Source organism: Pseudomonas sp. OA65 (assembly GCF_017498305.1).
In the GTDB taxonomy this organism is placed as follows: domain Bacteria; phylum Pseudomonadota; class Gammaproteobacteria; order Pseudomonadales; family Pseudomonadaceae; genus Aquipseudomonas; species Aquipseudomonas zanjanensis.
In genome coordinates this window covers 93,879-114,768 of sequence record NZ_JAGDEZ010000015.1, presented here as the reverse complement: position 1 = coordinate 114,768, position 20,890 = coordinate 93,879, and the positions used below count along the sequence as shown (strand labels likewise).

The window sequence follows — 20,890 nt, the reverse complement described above, 5'->3', positions numbered from 1 at the left end:
CCATGCTGTTCACCCAAGGTAAGTAAAGAACCTGTGGCGAGGGAGCTTGTTCCCGCTGGGCTGCGTAGCAGCCCCTTTTTGTGAGCGCTTCGCACTCAAGCGGGAGCAAGCTCCCTCGCCACATTGATTCAGCCAGCCTTAATTGAGCTACTGCATCCATCGTTCATTTCTCGCCACAATCGCCACGACCTTCTACCCTGAGGGAACGGGCAGGCTACGGATCCCGCTTGATGTGTGAAGATTTGAAAGACACGGGCAATGGATGGCACCACGCCGTTGGTTGCCTCAAGGAATGAGGACCTTCCCCAGTATGCAACCGGTCATGAATCCCAAGCACCCCGGATTGTCGGTGCGAGTCGTCGATGATGGCTTTGCCGCCTACATCTGGGGCAGTGACTTCAGTTTTGAAGTCAGCGACTACGCGACGGCGCAGATCGGTCGTCCTGTCAGTCAATGGCCGGTGACGCCGATTGTTCCCTATCGCAAGTGCTATGGCATCGATCCCGAGGAGTTCAGCAGTTTCCGCAACGCTCCGGACAGCGAAATCTTCATGGCCTATCTCGACGACCAGCCGGTAGGGCATCTGGTGGTCAGTACCAACTGGAACGGCTATGCCCATATTGATGAGTTGGCGGTGCACGCCCCGGCCCGTCGCCATGGGGTGGCCAAGGCGTTGCTCGACGTCGCTCAGTTCTGGAGCCGCAAGAAAAAACTGCCGGGCATCATGCTCGAGACCCAGAACAACAATCTGGGCGCCTGCCGGCTCTATGAGCGATGCGGTTACGTGCTGGGTGGTATCGACCACCTACGCTATCGCGGCATTGACCGGCATACCGCCGAAGTGGCGTTGTTCTGGTACCGGTTGTTCGACGACCCACTGGGCATGTCGATCAGTGGCTCAGCAACGCCTCGGCTTGTTCCGTAACCCGCTCCAGCAGCGATTGAAGGGCGGGTGAAGAGGGGGCGCCGTTGAGGCTCAGGGCATAGAGGCCAATCGCGATGGCAGGCGACAGCGGGCAGACATCGAGGCCGCCGCCCTTGGCACCCGAGGCGGTGAACGGGTCGACGATGGCAAGGCCTTCGCCGGCCTCGACCATGGCGCGCATCATCTGATGAGTCTGGACGCGGATCTGGATCATCGGCGCCGGACGCAGCGCCGCCAACTTATGCTCGAACGCAGGGCTCAGCGGGTCATGGCCATCCAGGCCTACCAACGGTTGGCCCGCCAGGTCCTGGATCGAAATGTATTTTTGCCGGGGTTGCAGCCAGCCGTGGGGCGCGAGCAATTGCAGTTTGCCCTGGGCGATCATCTGGCAATGGATGTCGGGATGTTCAGGGTCGTGCAGGCTCAGGCCCAGGTCGCTTTCACGCAACAGCAGGCTGTGGACGATGTCACGGGTCGGTTGGCTGAGCAGGGTGCACGGCGCATCCGGATGGCGGCGGCGCAAGGCGGCGATGCTCTGGGGCAACAACTGCTGGGCCAGCGGCGGGGTGCAGATAATGCGCAAGGGCTGTGCCTGATGGTGTTTCAGGCTGCTGGCCAGGCGTTGCACCGGTTCGAGGGTGTCGTAGACCCGCGTGATGCCGTCGCGCAGTTCAAGGGTTTCCCGGGTGGCCTGCAAGCGCCCGCGCACGCTGGCGAACAGCATGAAGCCCAGTTGAGCCTCGGCATCGCGCAGGATCGCCTCGACCTCCGCGACCGGCAATTGCAGCCATTCAGCTGCCGTGCCGAGGTGGCCGGTCTGCAGGAGCGCCTGGATCACTTCGATGTGGCGTAAACGCATGCAAGAAATCCATGTTCGGCGGGTGAGCCATTGAGTGGCTGAATCCTAACCCAAGTCCGGGCATGACTTCTGCTCTAACAACCGGTTATAGCGCTATCTGCGCTTCAGGTTCGCTGGTGAACGTTGCGGCTTCGCGTTTCAGTTCGATGCCTGACTGAACCAGGAGGAATCGGTCTTCGTCGAGTTTGCTGACGCGATCACCGATAGCCAGTTTATAAGTGACGACATCCTTGCCGCTACCGTCCGCAGACGGCTCCGATTCCTGGAACTCATGCACCGAATAGACGCGACCTTCGGCGTCCCGTGCATGAAATTGTCCGACAAGTACTGCTGCCATTGCTTAGAACCTCTGGAAATAGATCACTCGATTTGCGGTTCTGTAGACCTTGCCCAAGCGTGGTAAGTTTTCTTACATGAAAAAAATAGTCGAACCGGCCGGTTTTCGTCGCTCCACTGGTCCAATTGTCACGCCGATCATCTATAACTACAGGCTCCTTTGAGCCGACAGTCGAGAAGCCTCTCATGAGTAATGTCTACACCGTGGCCGTTTTGGTGGGCAGCCTGCGCAAGGCATCGATCAACCGCAAGGTCGCGCTGGCGCTGGCTGACCTGGCGCCCGCCAACCTCAAGCTGAATATCATCGAGATCGGCGAGTTGCCACTTTACAACGAAGACATCGACGTCACGCCGCCGGCAGCCTACACCACATTCCGCCAACAGGTGGGCGCGGCTGATGCGTTGTTGTTCGTCACGCCAGAGTACAACCGTTCGGTGCCGGCACCGCTGAAAAATGCCATTGACGTCGGCTCGCGCCCTTACGGCCAGAGTTGCCTGAGCGGCAAGCCGGGCGCGGTGATCAGTGCTTCGCCGGGCGCCATCGGTGGCTTCGGTGCCAATCACCATCTGCGCCAGTCGCTGGTGTTCCTTGATGTGCCCTGCATGCAGCAGCCGGAAGCCTACCTGAGTGGCGCCGGTACGGCGTTTGACGAGGCGGGCAACCTGTCGGATTCGGTGCGACCGTTCCTGCAGAAATTCATCGATGCCTATGGCCAGTGGGTCGAGCAGCATAAGAAGGTTTGATACCTCTCTGGAATTCAAGCAAAGCACCTTTGTGGTGAAGTAGTTTTCTGTGGGAGCAAGGCTTGCCCGCGATGGCCGCGCCGCGGTTTAACAGCTGAACCGCGATATCGTTCATCGCGGGCAAGCCTTGCTCCCACAGTGGGATATATTCGCCCCTTCGCACCACCGGCCGTTCTTCGTCACGGCTGACTCCCTCTTTTAAATCCTCCTTCCAAGGCTGTTGTACATGCTGATCGCGTCGTTGATTTTCCTGCTGACCATTACGCTGGTGATCTGGCAGCCCAAGGGGCTTGGCGTCGGCTGGAGCGCGACGCTGGGCGCGCTGCTGGCCTTGTTGAGCGGGGTGGTGCAGGTCAGTGACATTCCCCTGGTCTGGCAGATCATCTGGAACGCCACCGGTACGTTTGTCGCGCTGATCATCATCAGCCTGCTGCTGGACGAGGCCGGGTTCTTCGCCTGGGCGGCCCTGCATGTGGCCCGTTGGGGAAAGGGCAGTGGGCGCAAGCTGTTTGCCTTCATGGTACTGCTGGGAGCACTGGTGTCGGCGTTGTTTGCCAATGACGGTGCGGCGCTGATCCTGACCCCCATCGTGATTTCTATGCTGCTGGCGTTGCGTTTCTCCCCGACGGCGACGCTTGCGTTCGTGATGGGCGCCGGTTTCATTGCCGATACCGCGAGCTTGCCACTGGTGGTATCGAACCTGGTGAACATCGTCTCGGCGGATTTCTTCGGTATTGGTTTCAATCGCTATGCGGCGGTCATGGTGCCGGTGAACCTGGTCAGCGTGGCGGCCAGCCTGGCGATCCTGATGTGGGTCTTTCGTCGCGACATCCCGCGGGACTACGATCCGGAGCAACTGGACGATCCAGCCACGGCGATCCACGACAAGGCAACGTTCTACGCCGGTTGGGTGGTGCTGGTGATCCTGCTGTTGGGCTGCTTTGCCCTGGAGCCGCTGGGGATTCCCATCAGCGCGATCTCGGCAGTCTGTGCTGCGCTGTTGCTGGGGGTCGCAGCCTATGGCCACAAGATTTCCACCCGTAAGGCGATGAAGGAAGCGCCCTGGCAGATCGTGATCTTCTCCCTCGGCATGTACCTGGTGGTCTATGGCTTGCGCAACGCCGGACTGACTGGTTACCTGGCCCAGTGGCTCAACGGTTTCGCCGAATATGGCGTGTGGGGCGCGGCCATGGGCACGGGCGTGCTGACGGCGTTGCTGTCGTCGGTCATGAATAATTTGCCGACAGTGCTGATCGGTGCCTTGTCCATCGACGCCAGCCAGGCCAGCGGGGTGGTGAAGGAGGCGATGATCTACGCCAACGTCATCGGCAGCGACCTGGGTCCGAAAATCACCCCGATTGGCAGCCTCGCGACCTTGCTGTGGCTGCATGTGCTGGCGCGCAAGAATATCCAGATCGGCTGGGGGTATTACTTCAAGGTCGGGATCGTGCTGACGGTGCCGGTGTTGTTGGTGACGTTGGCGGCTTTGGCTGTGCGGTTGTCCTTCTAGACCGTAGCGACCCCTTCGCGAGCAAGCCCGCTCCCACAGGGAAAACGCATTCCACTGTGGGAGCGGGCTTGCTCGCGAAGGCGGTCGTCCATGCGCCGCAAAAAATCAGCCATTACCCGGCACATTCGGCCAAAGATCGGCCACCAGGAACACCCGCTCGGCTTCTTCCCATTCGCCCTCGGCGTTTTCGTTCAGGCGCACCATCAACTGCGCCGGCGCCATGGGGTCCAGGGTCAATCGCCAGGCGTCCAGTTGCGCGCTGCTCCAGGTCTGCTCGGCCGGATAATGCGCCGGGGCCAGCCAGGCGGCGCGGGGCAGGGGTTGCCAGCGGCCTGGCGGGCGTTGGGCGATAAATTCAGACCAGTCCCGCTGGTGCAGCCAGCGACCGCGCAAATGCCTGGGGTGGGCGCCGGCCGGCGGTTCGGCTTGGCCCGGCCAGGGGTACAGCAGATACCCACCCAACCAGAGCTCGGAACGAAACAGTTCGAGACCCGAAGGCTCGATGCCCAGTGCCGCCAGGGCCTCTCGGCTTTCCGGGCGGGCCGAGATCGGCAACTGGTGTTCGCGCAAGTGCGCCAGCTTGCGGTCGAGCCGGTCATGGCAGCCCGGGCCCAGCCATTGTGCGGCGTCCAGTCCGTTACCGTGCTGGGGCCCGAGGTACAACTTGATAGCCAGTTCCAGGTGGTGGATACCGTCGCGATCGCGCAGCAGCAGGTCCAGTTCGCCCAGGGTATGGCCTTCGCGGCGGATCGGCAGGTTCGCGGCAATCAGTTCGATGCCCGGGGCGTGTTGCGCGGCAAACTGCCACAGTCTTTCGTAATACAGGCCCAGGCGTCGCGTCCGCCCTTGGGACAGGCAATGCAGCAGCGGGTAGCTGTCACGGTCCAGTTGCCGCAGCCAGTGCTCCAGTCTTCCAGGCGCTTGCACCCAGTCGCTGCCGGCCAGCGGATGGCGCTGGGGCCAGGGCGTGTCGATGAGCATCGGCGGGGCGATGATCGCCCACGCGAGGTCGCGCACTTCGGGATGGCGCAGGCGACGGGGCAGGTCCAGCAATTCAGGGAACAGGATCATCTTGCGAGCATAGCCGTTGCGCTGAAGGCTTAAAGGATTTTGTCTACGGCGCGCTTTCGCCCATAATCGTGTTTTTCGCCCGCCGCAGACCTTCGCAGGAGCCTCATGGAGCAATTTCGTAATATCGGCATCATCGGTCGCCTGGGCAGTTCGCAGGTGTTGGACACCGTTCGCCGGCTCAAACGTTTCCTCCTGGAGCGGCACCTGCATGTGATCCTTGAAGATACCATCGCCGAAGTCCTGCCGGGCCATGGCCTGCAGACCTCATCGCGCAAGATGCTCGGCGAGGTGTGTGACATGGTCATCGTGGTGGGCGGCGACGGCAGCCTGCTGGGCGCCGCCCGGGCCCTGGCGCGGCACAATATCCCGGTGCTGGGGATCAACCGCGGCAGCCTGGGGTTCCTCACCGATATCCGCCCTGACGAGCTGGAGATCAAGGTCGCCGAAGTGCTGGACGGCCACTACCTGGTGGAAAACCGCTTCCTGCTGCAAGCCGAGGTCCGCCGTCACGCCGAGGCGATCGGCCAGGGCGACGCCCTCAACGACGTGGTGCTGCACCCCGGCAAGTCCACGCGGATGATCGAATTCGAGCTGTACATCGACGGCCAGTTCGTCTGCAGCCAGAAGGCCGACGGCCTGATCGTCGCCACCCCCACCGGTTCCACGGCCTATGCGCTGTCGGCCGGCGGACCGATCATGCACCCCAAGCTCGACGCTATTGTGATTGTGCCCATGTACCCCCATACCTTGTCTGGGCGACCCATCGTGGTCGATGGCAACAGTGAGCTGAAAATCGTCGTGTCCAAGGATATGCAGATCTACCCGCAAGTGTCCTGTGACGGTCAGAACCATTTCACCTGCGCGCCGGGTGATACCATCACCGTCAGCAAAAAAGCGCAGAAGCTGCGCCTGATCCATCCGCTGGATCACAATTACTACGAAGTCTGCCGGACCAAGCTCGGCTGGGGCAGTCGGTTGGGGGGTGGAGGCGACTGATGCTCGATCCTGCGCGCAGTTACGATTTGATCGGTGACGTGCACGGATGCGCCCTGACCCTGGAACACCTGTTGGACCGACTCGGTTACCACAAGCAGGGCGGGGTCTGGCGGCATCCGTCGCGCATGGCCGTGTTCCTGGGGGACATCATCGACCGTGGCCCGCGGATTCGCGAGGCGCTGCACATCGTCCATGACATGGTCGTGGCCGGCCAGGCGCTGTGCATCATGGGCAACCACGAGTTCAACGCCCTGGGCTGGAGCACACCGGCATTGCCGGGCAGCGGCCAGCGCTACGTGCGCGAACACACGCCGCGCCATGCCCGCCTGCTCAACGAGACCCTGACCCAGTTCGAGCAGCATCCCGGCGACTGGCATGACTTTCTCAAATGGTTCTATGAGCTGCCGTTGTTTGTCGACGCCGGCCGTTTCCGAGTGGTGCATGCCTGTTGGGATGCGGGCCTGATCGAGCCGTTACGGGGGTTGTTCCCGGACGGTTGCATCGACGAGCATTTCCTCCAGGCCTCGGCCGAATCGGGCAGTTTCGCCTGCACGGTGTTCGATCGCTTGTTGCGCGGCACGGACATGCGCCTGCCCCACGGCCTGACGCTGACCGGTGGCGATGGCCTGACCCGTTCGTTTTTCCGTACCAAGTTCTGGGAAGACAACCCGCAGACCTACGGCGACATCGTGTTCCAGCCCGACGCCTTGCCGGAGCCGGTCGCCCGCACGCCGCTGTCGCCGGACGAAAAAAACAACCTGCTGCGTTATGGGGTCGATGAGCCGCTGCTGTTCGTCGGACACTATTGGCGCAGCGGCAAACCTGCGCCAATCCGCCCGAACCTGGCCTGCCTGGACTACAGTGCGGTGCTCTACGGCAAGCTGGTCGCCTATCGCCTCGACCAGGAGACCCGCCTGGATCCGCACAAGTTCGTCTGGGTCGATGTCGAACGGCCGGAGGTGGTGCAATGAGTGCTGTCGCGGTTTTGCGCCTGCCCCTGGCAGTGGACCTGAGCGGCTTCGTCAAGCTGCTGCAACGCATGCAGGTGCCCCATCGCGTCAGCGAAGAGGCGGGCGAGCAGGTGCTCTGGGTGCCGGACGAGATCAGTGAGGACGTGCGTTCGTTGTACGCGCGTTTTCCTGCTGGCGATCCCGATCAGCAACTGGAGCTGCCGGACACCGCCAGCACGTCCCGGCGCGCGGGGTTCGTCCAGCAACTGATCCGCAGCCCAGTGACGGCCGTGGTGCTGTTGCTGAGCCTGATCGTCAGCGCGGTCACCCTGCTGGGAGATCATCTTGAAACCCTGCGCTGGCTGACCTTCCTCGAGTTCCGCGTCGTTGGCGACTTCATCCAGTTCACGCCATTGGCCGACAGCCTGGCGGCGGGGCAGTGGTGGCGCCTGGTGACGCCGATGCTGATCCACTTCGGTTTCCTGCACATCGCCATGAACGGCATGTGGTATTGGGAGCTGGGGCGGCGGATCGAAGCGCGCCAGGGTGGCATCAACTTATTAGGACTGACATTGTTGTTCAGCCTTGTCTCCAATTTCGCCCAGTACTTTTTCAGCGGTGCGACGCTGTTCGGCGGGTTGTCCGGGGTGTTGTACGGCCTGCTGGGCCATTGCTGGATCTACCAACTGCTCGCACCGAACCCGGCGTATCACTTGCCCCGCGGGGTGCTGGTGATGATGCTGGTGTGGTTGCTGCTGTGCCTGTCCGGGCTGGTTTCGCTGATCGGTTTTGGTGAGATCGCCAACGCGGCCCACGTCGGCGGGCTGCTCGTCGGCTGCTTCACTGGGTTATTGGGCGGGCTGTTCGCTCGCCGTAAAATGGCCCTTTGACCGGCGCCTGTGTCTTTTGAGAATGCGCGATTGCGCGGAGAACCCATGTCTTCCTTCAACGAAATGATCCAGAACATCACCCCCGACATCTACCGGAGCCTGAAACTGGCCGTGGAAATCGGTAAATGGGCCGATGGCAACAAGCTCACCGCTGAGCAGCGCGAGCTGTCCTTGCAGGCGATGATCGCCTGGGAAATCCAGAACCTGCCCGAAGACGAGCGCACCGGCTACATGGGCCCGCAGGAGTGCCAGTCGAAAGCCACCGAAGTGCCGAATATCCTGTTCAAGTCGGACGCCATCCATTGATCGAGATTGGCCGCGGTGCAATCAGCAAGATGTCGGCGCGCCTTGACGGGCCGACTGTTCAATACGCCTTTCGCCTGGGCGAGGTCGAGGTGCCGGTCAATCCGTTGATCGGCAGCACGATCCGCCTGGAATACCTCGGCGCGATCCACTGCACCCATTGTGGACGCCGGACCAAGACCAGCTTCAGCCAGGGTTATTGCTACCCGTGCATGACCAAGCTGGCCCAGTGCGACCTGTGCATCATGAGCCCCGAGCGTTGCCATTTCGAGGCCGGCACGTGCCGTGATCCGGCCTGGGGCGAGCAGTTCTGCATGACCGATCATGTGGTCTACCTGGCCAATTCCTCGGGCGTGAAAGTCGGCATCACCCGTGCCACGCAGTTGCCGACCCGCTGGCTGGACCAGGGCGCGAGCCAGGCATTGCCGATCCTGCGGGTCGCCACCCGTCAGCAGTCGGGCTTCGTCGAAGACCTGTTTCGCAGCCAGGTGGCGGACAAGACCAACTGGCGCGCCTTGCTCAAGGGCGACGCGGCGGCGGTGGATCTGCCCGCGATCCGCGACGCGCTGTTCGACAGCTGCGCCCAGGGATTGCAGGGCTTGCAGGAACGATTCGGCCTGCAAGCGATCCAGACCATAGCGGACGTCGAACCCATCGAGATCCGTTATCCGGTGGAGCAATACCCGACCAAGATCGTCAGCTTCAACCTGGACAAGAACCCGATCGCCGAGGGCACGCTGCTGGGGATCAAGGGCCAGTACCTGATTTTCGACACCGGCGTGATCAACATTCGTAAATACACGGCCTACCAGCTCGCCGTGCATCAGTAGAAGGATTCGACCCATGCGCACCGAACAACCGAAGATGATTTACCTCAAGGATTATCAGGCCCCCGAGTACCTGATCGACGAAACACACCTGACCTTCGAGTTGTTCGAGGACCACAGCCTGGTCCATGCGCAACTGGTGATGCGCCGCAACCCCGAGCGCGGCGCCGGGCTGCCGCCGCTGGTGCTCGATGGCCAGCACCTGGAGCTGGTCTCGCTCAAGCTCGACGATGCCGACCTGGGCCCGAGCGACTATCAGTTGGACGACAGTCACCTGACCGTGCACCCCAAGGCCCAGGCCTTTACGCTCGACACCACCGTGCGGATCCACCCGGAAACCAACACCGCCCTGGAAGGCCTGTACAAGTCCGGCAGCATGTTCTGCACCCAGTGCGAGGCCGAAGGGTTCCGCAAGATCACTTATTACCTCGACCGCCCGGACGTGATGAGCAAGTTCACCACCACCGTGGTGGCCGAGCAGCACAGCTATCCGGTGCTGCTGTCCAACGGCAACCCGATTGCCAGCGGCCCCGGCGAAGACGGCCGGCACTGGGCGACCTGGGAAGACCCGTTCAAGAAACCGGCCTACCTGTTTGCGCTGGTGGCCGGTGACCTGTGGTGCGTCGAAGACACGTTCACCACCCTGAGCGAGCGCACCGTGGCGCTGCGCATCTACGTCGAGCCGGAAAACATCGACAAGTGCCAGCACGCCATGACCAGCCTGAAGAAATCGATGCGCTGGGACGAAGAGGTGTACGGGCGCGAGTACGACCTGGACATCTTCATGATCGTCGCGGTCAACGATTTCAACATGGGCGCCATGGAGAACAAGGGCCTCAACATCTTCAACTCCAGCGCCGTGCTGGCCCGCGCCGAAACCGCCACCGATGCCGCCCACCAGCGGGTCGAAGCGATCGTTGCCCACGAGTATTTCCACAACTGGTCGGGCAACCGCGTGACCTGCCGCGACTGGTTCCAACTGTCGCTCAAGGAAGGCTTCACGGTGTTCCGCGACGCCGGGTTCTCGGCGGACATGAACTCCACCACCGTCAAGCGCATCCAGGACGTGGCGTACCTGCGCACCCACCAGTTCGCCGAAGACGCCGGCCCCATGGCCCACCCGGTGCGTCCGGACAGCTTTATCGAGATTTCCAACTTCTACACCCTGACCGTGTACGAGAAGGGCTCGGAAGTGGTCGGCATGATCCACACTCTGCTGGGGCCTGAGGGCTTTCGCAAGGGCAGCGACCTGTACTTCGAGCGCCACGACGGCCAGGCCGTGACCTGTGACGATTTCATCAAGGCCATGGAAGATGCCAATGGCGTCGACCTGACCCAGTTCAAGCGCTGGTACAGTCAGGCCGGCACACCACGGCTGGCGGTGAGCGAGTCCTACGACGCCGCCGCCAAGACCTACAGCCTGACCTTCCGCCAGAGCTGCCCGCCGACCCCGGACAAGATGGAAAAACTGCCGTTCGTGATTCCCGTGGAGCTTGGCCTGCTGGACAGCCAGGGCGCCGAGATCCCGTTGCGCCTGGCCGGTGAAGCGGCGGCAGACGGTACGTCCCGGGTAATCTCGGTGACTGAAGCGGAGCAGACCTTCACCTTCGTCGATATCGCTGAACAGCCGCTGCCTTCGTTGCTGCGTGGTTTCTCGGCACCGGTGAAACTGAGCTTCCCGTACAACCGCGACCAGTTGATGTTCCTGATGCAACACGACAGCGACGGCTTCAACCGTTGGGATGCCGGCCAGCAGTTGTCGGTGCAGGTGTTGCAGGAACTGATCGCCCAGCATCAGCAGGGTGCCAACCTGACGCTGGATCCGCGCCTGGTCAGTGCGCTGCGCAGCGTGCTGTCGGACGAATCCCTGGACCAGGCCATGGTCGCGGAAATGCTCTCGCTGCCAAGCGAAGCCTACCTCACCGAAATCAGCGAAGTGGCCGACGTCGAGGCGATCCATGCCGCCCGTGAGTTCGCCCGCCAGCAGTTGGCCGAGAACCTGTTTGAAGCCTTGTGGTTGCGCTATGAGGCCAACCGCGACCTGTCCAAGCGCACGCCATACGTGGCCGAGGCCGAGCATTTCGCCCGCCGCGCGCTGCAAAATATTGCGTTGTCGTACCTGATGCTCACCGGCAAGCCTGAGGTGCTGAGCGCGACCCTGGAGCAGTTCGATACCGCCGACAACATGACCGAGCGCCTGACCGCGCTGGCGGTGTTGGTCAATTCACCGTTCGAGGCCGAGAAGGCCAAGGCCCTGGAAGTGTTCGCGGAAAACTTCAAGGGCAACCCGCTGGTCATGGACCAATGGTTCAGCGTCCAGGCCGGCAGCCCGTTGCCGGGCGGTCTGGCGCGGGTCAAGGCGCTGATGGAGCACCCGGCGTTCAACATCAAGAACCCGAACAAGGTGCGGGCGCTGGTGGGGGCGTTTGCCGGGCAGAACCTGATCAACTTCCACGCGGCCGACGGCTCCGGTTATCGCTTCCTGGCGGACCTGGTCATCCAGCTCAATGGTTTCAACCCGCAGATCGCCTCGCGACAACTGGCCCCACTGACCCGCTGGCGCAAGTACGACAGCGCCCGCCAGGCGCTGATGAAAGCCGAACTGGAGCGCATCCTGGCGTCCGGCGGGCTTTCGGCCGATGTGTTCGAGGTGGTGAGCAAGAGCCTGGCGTAAACAGGCTTGGCGCTGCCTTTTGTGGCGAGGGAGCTTGCTCCCGCTGGCCTGCGAAGCAGGCCCGATCTTGATTCATTTCGCCAGAGAAGGCACGTGAGCCAAGATCAGGGAGTCCTTCGGCCTCCAGCGGGAGCAAGCTCCCTCGCCACATTCATCACCCTCACGAATGTCTTCTGATTCACCCTTGATCGATATCCCTCCGGTTAACAAAAGATAACGCGACGTCGATTGTCAGACCTTTCGAAACCCCGATAGGATAAGGCCAGCTTGAGAAGTGGCTCTAGATTGCAGGTTTCAGGACGCTGCTCCAAGACTGGCAACGTACCAAGCCATAACAATAATAATGGGGGAAAGGTCTATGAATGAGCCTGTCATGGCTGTGGGCCGCTGCCGGCCGCCGTTGCTGCGCAGAGTCGCGCTGCTGGCTTCGGCGCTCTCGCTGCTGGGCTCTGCGCTGTTGTCGGCACCGGTGATGGCCGTTGCGGCGTCGACGTCCGATGTCATCTATTCCGTCGAATCGGCCAAGGCCAGCAAAACCCTGATGCTCGATGTGGTCCATGCCGGGCAGCGCCTGGTGGCGGTCGGTGATCGAGGGCACATCGTCTATTCCGATGACCAGGGCACGTCCTGGACCCAGGCCAAGGTGCCGACCCGCCAACTGCTCACCGCAGTCTTTTTCGTTGACGACAAGCACGGCTGGGCGGTGGGGCACGACGCGCAGATCCTCGCCAGCGATGACGGCGGCAGCACCTGGACCAAGCAATTCGAAGACCTCACCCGTGAAGCGCCGCTGTTGGATGTCTGGTTCAAGGACGCCGGCAATGGTTTTGCCGTGGGTGCGTATGGCGCGTTGTACGAGACCACCGACGGCGGCAAGCACTGGGAAGACGCCAGCGACCGCCTCGAAAACGAAGACCAGTTCCACCTCAATGCCATCGCGGCCGTGAAAGACGCCGGGCTGTTCATTGTCGGCGAGGCCGGCAGCATGTTCCGTTCCGCCGACTGGGGCCAGACCTGGGAAAAGGTCGAAGGCCCGTACGAAGGCTCGCTGTTCGGTGTCATCGGCACCGCCCAGCCTTCGACGCTGCTGGCCTACGGTTTGCGCGGCAACCTGTACCGTTCCACCGATTTTGGCGGCACCTGGGAGCAAGTCGAGCTCAAGGCCTCCCGTGGAACGCTGGAGTTCGGCCTGTCCGGCGCCACGCTGCTGGCGGACGGTTCCATCGTGATTGTCGGCAACGGCGGCAGCGTGGTGCGCAGCACCGACGACGGCGAGACCTTCAGCGTGTTCAACCGCCCGGACCGAATCTCCGTGGCAGCCGTCACGGCGGCGGGCAATGGCAACCTGATCCTGGCAGGGCAAGGCGGCGTGCGTGCCACCACGTCCACTGGCGCTGAACTGAGCAAATGAGTCAGTCCTGCGAGACGGGCATAAAAACAAGAAGGCGGACCCCATGAGCAGTCATCACCAAGACAAGGCGACGTTCCTCGAACGCCTGATTTTCAACAACCGCCCGGCAGTGATCGTCATTTGCCTGCTGGTCAGCGTTTTCCTGTTCTGGCAGGCCACGCTGATCCGGCCCTCCACCAGTTTCGAAAAAATGATTCCCCTCGAGCATCCTTTTATCGAGAAGATGCTTGAGCACCGCAACGACCTGGCGAACCTGGGCAACACGGTGCGCATTTCCGTGGAAGCCACCAACGGCGATATTTTCTCCAAGGACTACATGGAGACCCTGCGCCAGATCCATGACGAGGTGTTCTACATCTCCGGTGTCGACCGTTCCGGGCTCAAGTCGTTGTGGAGCCCCAGTGTGCGTTGGACCGAAGTGACGGAGGAGGGCTTCGCCGGTGGCGAGGTGATCCCCCAGAGCTATAACGGCTCGGCCGACAGCCTCGACCTGCTGCGCAACAACGTGCTCAAGTCCGGCCAGGTTGGGCGCCTGGTGGCTAACGATTTCAAATCGAGCATTATCGACATTCCGTTGCTGGAGTCCTACCCCGACCCGCAGGACCAGGGCAAGCTGCTTGCCCTCGACTACCGCAAGTTCTCCCACGAGCTTGAAGACAAGATTCGCAACAAGTTCGAAGCCCAGAATCCGAATGTGCAGATCCATATCGTTGGCTTCGCCAAGAAAGTGGGTGATCTGATCGACGGCCTGGTCATGGTGGTGCTGTTCTTCGGCGTGGCCTTCGTCATCACCTTGATCCTGCTGTACTGGTTCACCAACTGCATGCGCAGCACCGTTGCGGTGTTGAGCACCACCCTGGTGGCGGTGGTCTGGCAATTGGGGCTGATGCATGCGGCCGGTTTTGGCCTGGATCCCTACTCGATGCTGGTGCCGTTCCTGATCTTCGCCATCGGCATTTCCCATGGCGTGCAGAAGATCAACGGCATCGCCTTGCAGTCCAGCGAGGCGGACAATGCCCTGACGGCGGCGCGGCGTACCTTCCGCCAGTTGTTCCTGCCGGGGATGATCGCGATCCTGGCGGACGCCGTGGGCTTCATCACCTTGCTGATCATCGACATCGGCGTGATCCGTGAACTGGCCATCGGCGCCTCCATCGGCGTGGCGGTCATCGTGTTCACCAACCTGATCCTGCTGCCGGTGGCGATCTCCTACGTCGGCATCAGCAAGCGGGCGGTCGAGCGCAGCAAGAAAGACGCGACCCGTGAACACCCGTTCTGGCGCCTGCTGTCGAGTTTCGCCAGCGCCAAGGTCGCGCCGGTGTCCATTGCCCTGGCGGTGATCGCCTTTGGCGGTGGCCTCTGGTACAGCCAGAACCTGAAGATCGGCGACCTGGACCAGGGCGCGCCGGAGCTGCGCCCGGATTCGCGCTACAACCAGGACAACAACTTCATCATCAGCAATTACTCCACCAGCTCCGATGTGCTGGTGGTGATGGTCAAGACCAAGGCCGAAGGCTGCTCGCGCTATGAGGCCATGGCCCCGATTGACGAGCTGATGTGGAAGATGCAGAACACCGAGGGCGTGCAGTCGGCGATTTCCCTGGTGACCGTGTCCAAGCAAATGATCAAGGGCATGAACGAGGGCAACCTGAAGTGGGAGACCTTGTCGCGCAACCCTGACGTGCTGAACAACTCCATCGCCCGGGCCGATGGCCTGTACAACAACAGCTGTTCCCTGGCGCCGGTGCTGGTGTTCCTCAACGATCACAAGGCCGAGACCCTGGACCGCGCGGTGAAGGCGGTGCAGGACTTTGCCAAGGACAACAACCGCGATGGCCTGGAGTTCATCCTCGCCGCCGGTAACGCCGGCATCGAGGCCGCCACCAATGAGGTGATCAAGGAATCGGAACTGACCATCCTGATCCTGGTGTACATCTGCGTGGCGACCATGTGCATGATCACCTTCCGTTCCTGGGCGGCGACGCTGTGCATCGTATTGCCGCTGGTGCTGACCTCGGTGCTGGGCAACGCCCTGATGGCCTTCATGGGCATCGGCGTGAAGGTCGCGACCTTGCCCGTCGTGGCGCTTGGGGTGGGGATTGGCGTGGACTACGGCATCTACATCTACAGCCGCCTGGAAAGTTTCCTGCGCGCCGGCTTGCCGTTGCAGGAGGCTTACTACCAGACGCTGAAATCCACCGGTAAAGCCGTGTTGTTCACCGGCCTGTGCCTGGCGATTGGCGTGTGCACCTGGATCTTCTCGGCGATCAAGTTCCAGGCGGACATGGGCTTGATGCTGACGTTCATGTTGCTGTGGAACATGTTTGGTGCGCTGTGGCTGCTGCCGGCGCTGGCGCGGTTCCTGATCAAGCCTGAGAAGCTGGCGGGGCAGAAGGGCAACTCATTGTTCGCTCATTAAAGGGGCGCGCAGAAAGAGTCGTTCAAGGAGCGCTCGTCGAGCATGACGGTCACCCCTCGCCGCGGTTCGTTTGGCTGACCGGCATAAGCCGCAACCGTGAGGATTGCGGCTTATGCCATTTAGTCAGGGCGCCAGGACCAAGAATTTTTCTTGTGCGAGCGCCTTTCCGATACTGCCTCGGTACACCTCCACCACTGCGTGGGGATTGTTGGCGTTGGCGAGCTCGGAGTAATAGTTTTTCTTGCGATCGGCATACCTTTTCAGGTGTGCGACGGCGTACTCGGCTTTCGGCGTGTCGAATTTTTCGTAATGAAAATGCGCATACCAGACAATCTTGCCTTCCAGGTTGCTGACTGAATATTCCTGATAGAAATCCTTCCTGGCGCCTTTCGAGGCGATGCGTTGATCGAGTCGCGCGACTTGGACCAGTTTTTTCTCAAACAGGTAGCGAAGGTTGCCATCCGTGGGCGGCAGGTCCCAGCTCAATTGGGTGCGAAGCTCCCGGCCCTTTTCAGTCAGGCGCAAGATGGCGGTATTCAGATCGGTGCGCAATGCTTCTTCTTGCGCCGTGGGCTGCCTACCAGACAGGGTTCTGTCGAGGTCCGCGGAGAGCTTGCGGTAACGGTCCGCTTCGTTGCTCATGATTTCCTCGATCTCTTGAGGATGACGGCAGCGCTTCTTGTAGCCCTCGGCGCGGCTCAGATGTTCATCCAAATGATCGAGCAGTTTCAGCGCGTCGCCCTTGATTGCGTTGAATGATCTCGTTTTCGGCACGGGGGTGGGTCGTTCTTCCACGACAACGTCCCAGACGTCATTTTGTTTTTCCGAGTAGGTTTCAATGATTTGCTGCGTATCTTCCGAGCGCACCTCAACGAGTTCGAACGGTGGGTTCGCCTCGACCTTCCTGATTTCGCCAATCAGGACATCGCCGTTTCGGGTCTTGATCACCTTTCGGTTCGAAGCCTTCAGAGACGGTTTATTCGGACGCCGATGAGGCTTGGGTTTCGGCTTCGACTCGGGCTTGGCCTCTGCCATCAGCCTTTTCGATGCATCCTCATACAAACTCTTGACCAGATCGAACATTTTGTTGAAGTAGGTTTCGTTGATGTTTTCGGCATAGATGACCTTCATCACCTCAAAGGAATCCAGGATCTTGCCGTACTGCTCGACCAGGCTGTCCAATACCGTGAGTTGCTCCGATCGGGACAGGGTGTATCGCTGGATATCGGAATGGGCGCGCATCTGTTTAGTCAGAGGCTTCATGAGCCGATAGAGGCATTCGAGTAGATCCGAGTCACCATTCTGGATTGTCAATGTTGACAATGCGGCTAACAATCCTCCTTGTTCACCCATGACACTCCTGTCGTTATTCCTGAGCGTCGGGATTACTTTTTTGTAGTCCTGGGTGCCGGCGGCGTCGAGGTCCATTAACTCTTCTTGGTACCTATCCCTCAGTTTCAGCCAGTAGATGCCGATTTCCCGGATTTCAGCAGATTTGCTCGCATACGTTTCGAAGCGCGAATAGCTCCGGTGGGACGCATCGGCAGGTGGCCCGTTTACAAACTCAGGATAGGCATCCATGAGGTCCGAGTGGTTCAGTGAAACGAGTAGATAAGCAAGGTCCGCTTTTTGAATCACGTTGATGAGCAATTCCGCAACGAGCGCGCGTTCTAAAGGTATGTTCAGCTCCTTGCGCTCGGGAATACTGTTCAACATTTTCCGGAACTTGGCGGTTTGCTCTTTCAGCACTTTATAAAATGCAGTGTTATTTTCCGTACGCTGCTTGGCAAAGAGTTTGGGACCTAGTCGGCTATCAAACTTCTCGCCCGTTGTCGTGTCGATACCATGGGTATTATCAACGACTTTTTGATAGGCCTTTTTTGCCCTTTCGAGTTCTGCGACACGGGCATTGAGATAGTCGACCCGCTCGTTTTCGAGCTTCTCCCTTCTCTTGCTGTTTTTCGCTCGCAGGTCGGCCAGACGCGTTTCTTCCATGCCTCCTCGCAGCCGCAGCTCCAGGTCCAGGGTCCAGTTGCCTTGGCTGTCGGACTTCAACATCGGACCGTTTCTGTTCGGGTCATGGGTATCGATGATTTGTGCGCTGCCTTCCGGTTCGATGTCGACCCGGTACAGCACGTGCTCAACCATGGCATGCCATTGGTTGTCTATTACGTACAGGCCTTTAAGCGGCCCGTATGAAATCGGTTCAGGCAGCTTGGAGGGTTGACCCACCTGCATTTCTCGCAGTTGGGCCCGTTGCGCCAAAGTCAAGCGATGACGGGGGTTGGCGAAGCTGAAATCCAGGGCTCTGGTAGGTGCGTGGGATTGTTCGCCAGGCAGGGCAACGATGCCTTCAATGTATTTCGGCGCGGCCGGTGCGGGCCACTGTTCCGGGATGGCCCGCGGCGCTGGGGCGCGCATCGCTTGCTCCTTGATTGGCTCCGTCACGGGCGCACGCGCAGGAACGCGGGCGGAGGGAACCTGGACCGCCAATAGCGCCAGATTGAGCAACAGGTCGACGGCTGCGAGTTCGCGGGCTACCGGATCCTCGCTGGTCAGCGCCGGGATGTCATGTTTGGCGCTGAGCATCAGGTTGAACAGCCAGACGCAGCTCATGGCCGGGCCGCGCAACAGCGGAAACAGCAGCGTGTTGAACAGCAGGCTGCCGCCCTTGAGCAGCAATGCCCAGCGGCTTTCACTGTTGGAGACCGAGGCCCGGTCGGCCTGGGCGACCAGGGCTCGGGCATTGCAGCCGTAGAGATATTGCATCAATTCGCCTTTCCCCAGGTATTGCAGCAGTTCACCACTGGCTTCGTCTACCGCGAGCGTCGCCGGGACGGGCCTGTCGGGAACGCTGAATTCGTCGCCCTGGTAGAAATGTACGACATGGGGTTCCTTGAACCCGCCGTTGGCATACACCGGCCTGGCAGTGTCGGGCAGCCAGGTCAGGACGCTGTCTTGCAGCGCCCCGGCGGTGGCGATGGCATCCATCAACGCTTGGCGCGAAGTGAACTGTTGCAAAGACGGGGCATAGAACGGCCGATACAGCAGGTGCGGGCCCGTGGTCGAGTCCTTCGACTCGATAAGGAACATGTTGAGCACCGTGTCGGGCGTGGCCTGGGGCTTGCGGTGCAAAGCCAGGTGCCGAATAACGACCGGCCGGCCATCGACCTGTCGGTCCTCGGCGGAAAGAGCGAACAAGGCCTCCACCAGGTCAAGGCCCTGGCGAGTGATGTGGTATTGCTTATCATGCATTTGCTTGAGCGCCTCAAGCACCAGCTGTGCCGGAATCTGCTCGGCGAAACGTCGCTCGCGGGACCGCCTTTCGGAGTCGTCGAGCAGCAGCGCTTGTTGCAGGTAGGTAGGGTAAGTGGTGCCGATGTCGACTTGTTCGATCAGGCCGTTCTGGCGGGTGATGAAGTCATTCGTCAGCCATTGCGGCAGTGCCAAGCCTTTGCGGTGGCTGAGTCTTACATGCCCGCTGGGCCGGGCGACGAGGTTGTCGATGGCCAGGTCGGTCAGGCTCATTTCCCTGGTCTCGCTGATGCCGACGGCGCCCGGATAACCCGCCACGACCGTATAGGTCAGCGTCACCTCGTCAGGGTGAAATTGACTGGCATGCACCTTCTCTTGGCTGCTGTCGTTGATTTTTTGCATGCGACTGGACAAGGCATCGATGGTGAAAGCTCGGATGTCCTCGATACCGCTGAGGAAAGTCTTACCGTCGCCGCGTTGTTTGGCACCGGCCAGCGCCAAGCTGTAGTGCTGGAATGTTGTCTGGTCAAGAAGGGGGGCTGTTCTCAACCAATCCGGCAACAAGGCCATCAAGGGCTTGGATGCCTGGGGCGAGATGCGGGGAATGTCGGTCAGGTACCGCGTGGGATCGCTCAGGTCACTATAGAGCGCCTTCAAGTCTGCCCAACCGATATCGGAGGGCAACTTCACCGAACGCAGATCGCTCAGTTGTTGCTCCAATAGCATGCCGGCCTGGGTCTCGAAGACGTTGCCGCTGATTTCATAGCGTTGGCAGGTCACGGTGTCGACGACGTAACGATCGGCGATGCGCTGGGTCCAGTAGGCGTGGAACCTGTCCAGTGACGCGAAGGACCGCACGGCGCTACCGGGGCTGCAGAGCAGAATGATGAGCCCATGTCTGGTGTAGTGCAGCAGCAGGATATGTTGGGCGGGCAACACCGTGTTGGCGTCGCCTTGGGTGATCGTGCTTTCCAGGCTATAGGCGTAGACGGGCGGCACGGCATGGCGAAAGCGTTGTTCACGGTCCGGCCAGCGGGCGATCTGCTCCAGGGTGTCACGCTCCGGCTCGGAGAGGCCGGGCTGTTGCAGCCCACGAACGTGCAGAATGTGCTTGAGCGTATCGCTGAGCCATTGCCAGCGGCTGGTGTGGCTATCGGCGGCTAACTGGGCGTTCCAATAACGGGTTAGCGCATGTTCCAGGCCGATCGGCAGCGCCAAAGGCAACTCAAGGAGTAATGTTTCGATGACTTTAATGTTCGGCGTTTTTCCGTCCGCATCACGAAGCCGTTTCGGAAATTCGGCGCAAAGGTAACAGTCGCGTTCGCCCTTCGAGCTGAAGTCGACGGGCGTGCCGAGGGCCAGGTAATCGAGCACAAGGGGCATGAATGGCTGGGCGGCCCAGCCAATGGTGGCGCTATCGGGCATTGCCAACTGAACCGTGGATAGGTCGATGGTGAGCGTCGGGTAGGCTGCCTTGATTGCCTTTTCGAGCATCTGTTGCGCGATATATTCGAAGGTTGGGCGATTGGCAAATTGCTGGCTGACGGTTTGCGTAAACGTAGCGGGACTGTCAGCCGGGGTAGGCGAAGTCATTGGGAGTTCCTTTTCCTGATTCGTATCGCCGGGATTGACGACGAATCGAGTATTGGTTTCCCTGTCCCGTTTGGGTGGTATATAGATACCACCCTCGGAGATGGCGAATGATGGTTGGGGCGGGTAG

At 60.8% G+C, this 20,890-nt stretch carries 15 protein-coding genes; 11 read left to right on the top strand and 4 right to left on the bottom strand.

The features are described from left to right. Positions 1–310 precede the first annotated feature (310 nt). On the top strand, positions 311–925 hold the full coding sequence (locus J3361_RS15170) for a GNAT family N-acetyltransferase (protein WP_092145943.1): 615 nt from the start codon (positions 311–313) through the stop codon (positions 923–925). Here the strand turns inward: J3361_RS15170 and J3361_RS15165 are convergent. Then, complete coding sequence (locus tag J3361_RS15165; RefSeq protein WP_207965270.1) at positions 891–1,784, bottom strand: LysR substrate-binding domain-containing protein; 894 nt, start codon at positions 1,782–1,784, stop codon at positions 891–893. The genes J3361_RS15170 and J3361_RS15165 overlap by 35 nt on opposite strands. Before the next feature lie 85 nt (positions 1,785–1,869). Then, on the bottom strand, positions 1,870–2,121 hold the full coding sequence (locus tag J3361_RS15160; RefSeq protein ID WP_186704870.1) for a hypothetical protein: 252 nt from the start codon (positions 2,119–2,121) through the stop codon (positions 1,870–1,872). Between the two features lie 185 nt (positions 2,122–2,306). On the opposite strand from J3361_RS15160, the gene J3361_RS15155 reads away from it, so the two are divergent. Continuing rightward, a complete protein-coding gene (locus J3361_RS15155; RefSeq protein WP_207965269.1) occupies positions 2,307–2,864 on the top strand; it encodes an NAD(P)H-dependent oxidoreductase in 558 nt (185 codons plus the stop codon). 226 nt (positions 2,865–3,090) lie between these two features. Next, positions 3,091–4,374 (top strand): arsenic transporter, encoded by a 1,284-nt coding sequence (locus J3361_RS15150; RefSeq protein WP_207965268.1) that lies wholly within the window; start codon positions 3,091–3,093, stop codon positions 4,372–4,374. 105 nt (positions 4,375–4,479) lie between these two features. Here the strand turns inward: J3361_RS15150 and J3361_RS15145 are convergent, their stop codons facing one another. Continuing rightward, positions 4,480–5,445: a DUF1853 family protein gene (locus tag J3361_RS15145; RefSeq protein ID WP_207965267.1), complete on the bottom strand. Its 966-nt coding sequence runs from the start codon at positions 5,443–5,445 to the stop codon at positions 4,480–4,482. Positions 5,446–5,550: 105 nt separating this feature from the next. On the opposite strand from J3361_RS15145, the gene J3361_RS15140 reads away from it, so the two are divergent. The 8 genes from J3361_RS15140 (at position 5,551) to J3361_RS15105 (ending at position 15,915) form a co-directional block, all read left to right on the top strand. After that, positions 5,551–6,441: an NAD(+) kinase gene (locus tag J3361_RS15140; RefSeq protein ID WP_003180647.1), complete on the top strand. Its 891-nt coding sequence runs from the start codon at positions 5,551–5,553 to the stop codon at positions 6,439–6,441. Beyond that, complete coding sequence (locus J3361_RS15135; RefSeq protein WP_186704978.1) at positions 6,438–7,412, top strand: metallophosphoesterase; 975 nt, start codon at positions 6,438–6,440, stop codon at positions 7,410–7,412. Before J3361_RS15140 ends, J3361_RS15135 begins: the two co-directional genes overlap by 4 nt. Further along, entirely contained in the window at positions 7,409–8,281 is an 873-nt protein-coding gene (locus J3361_RS15130; protein WP_207965266.1) for a rhomboid family intramembrane serine protease, read from the top strand. The genes J3361_RS15135 and J3361_RS15130 overlap by 4 nt, the downstream gene beginning before the upstream one ends. A gap of 45 nt (positions 8,282–8,326) precedes the next feature. Further along, a complete protein-coding gene (locus tag J3361_RS15125; RefSeq protein ID WP_207965265.1) occupies positions 8,327–8,587 on the top strand; it encodes a DUF1315 family protein in 261 nt (86 codons plus the stop codon). Continuing rightward, the gene (locus J3361_RS15120) at positions 8,584–9,414 is read left to right on the top strand and encodes a DUF2797 domain-containing protein (RefSeq protein ID WP_207965264.1); all 831 of its coding nucleotides are present in this window, start codon (positions 8,584–8,586) and stop codon (positions 9,412–9,414) included. The genes J3361_RS15125 and J3361_RS15120 overlap by 4 nt, the downstream gene beginning before the upstream one ends. 13 nt (positions 9,415–9,427) lie before the next feature. Further along, positions 9,428–12,085: an aminopeptidase N gene (pepN, locus tag J3361_RS15115; RefSeq protein WP_207965263.1), complete on the top strand. Its 2,658-nt coding sequence runs from the start codon at positions 9,428–9,430 to the stop codon at positions 12,083–12,085. Between the two features lie 358 nt (positions 12,086–12,443). Beyond that, the gene (locus tag J3361_RS15110; protein ID WP_207965262.1) at positions 12,444–13,496 is read left to right on the top strand and encodes a YCF48-related protein; all 1,053 of its coding nucleotides are present in this window, start codon (positions 12,444–12,446) and stop codon (positions 13,494–13,496) included. A 43-nt stretch (positions 13,497–13,539) separates the two neighbouring features. After that, the gene (locus J3361_RS15105) at positions 13,540–15,915 is read left to right on the top strand and encodes an RND family transporter (RefSeq protein WP_207965261.1); all 2,376 of its coding nucleotides are present in this window, start codon (positions 13,540–13,542) and stop codon (positions 15,913–15,915) included. Positions 15,916–16,038: 123 nt separating this feature from the next. Here J3361_RS15105 and J3361_RS15100 read toward each other — a convergent pair whose 3' ends face one another. Further along, positions 16,039–20,763, bottom strand: coding sequence for a DUF6543 domain-containing protein (locus J3361_RS15100; protein WP_207965260.1), 4,725 nt, complete (start codon positions 20,761–20,763; stop codon positions 16,039–16,041). Positions 20,764–20,890 lie beyond the last annotated feature (127 nt).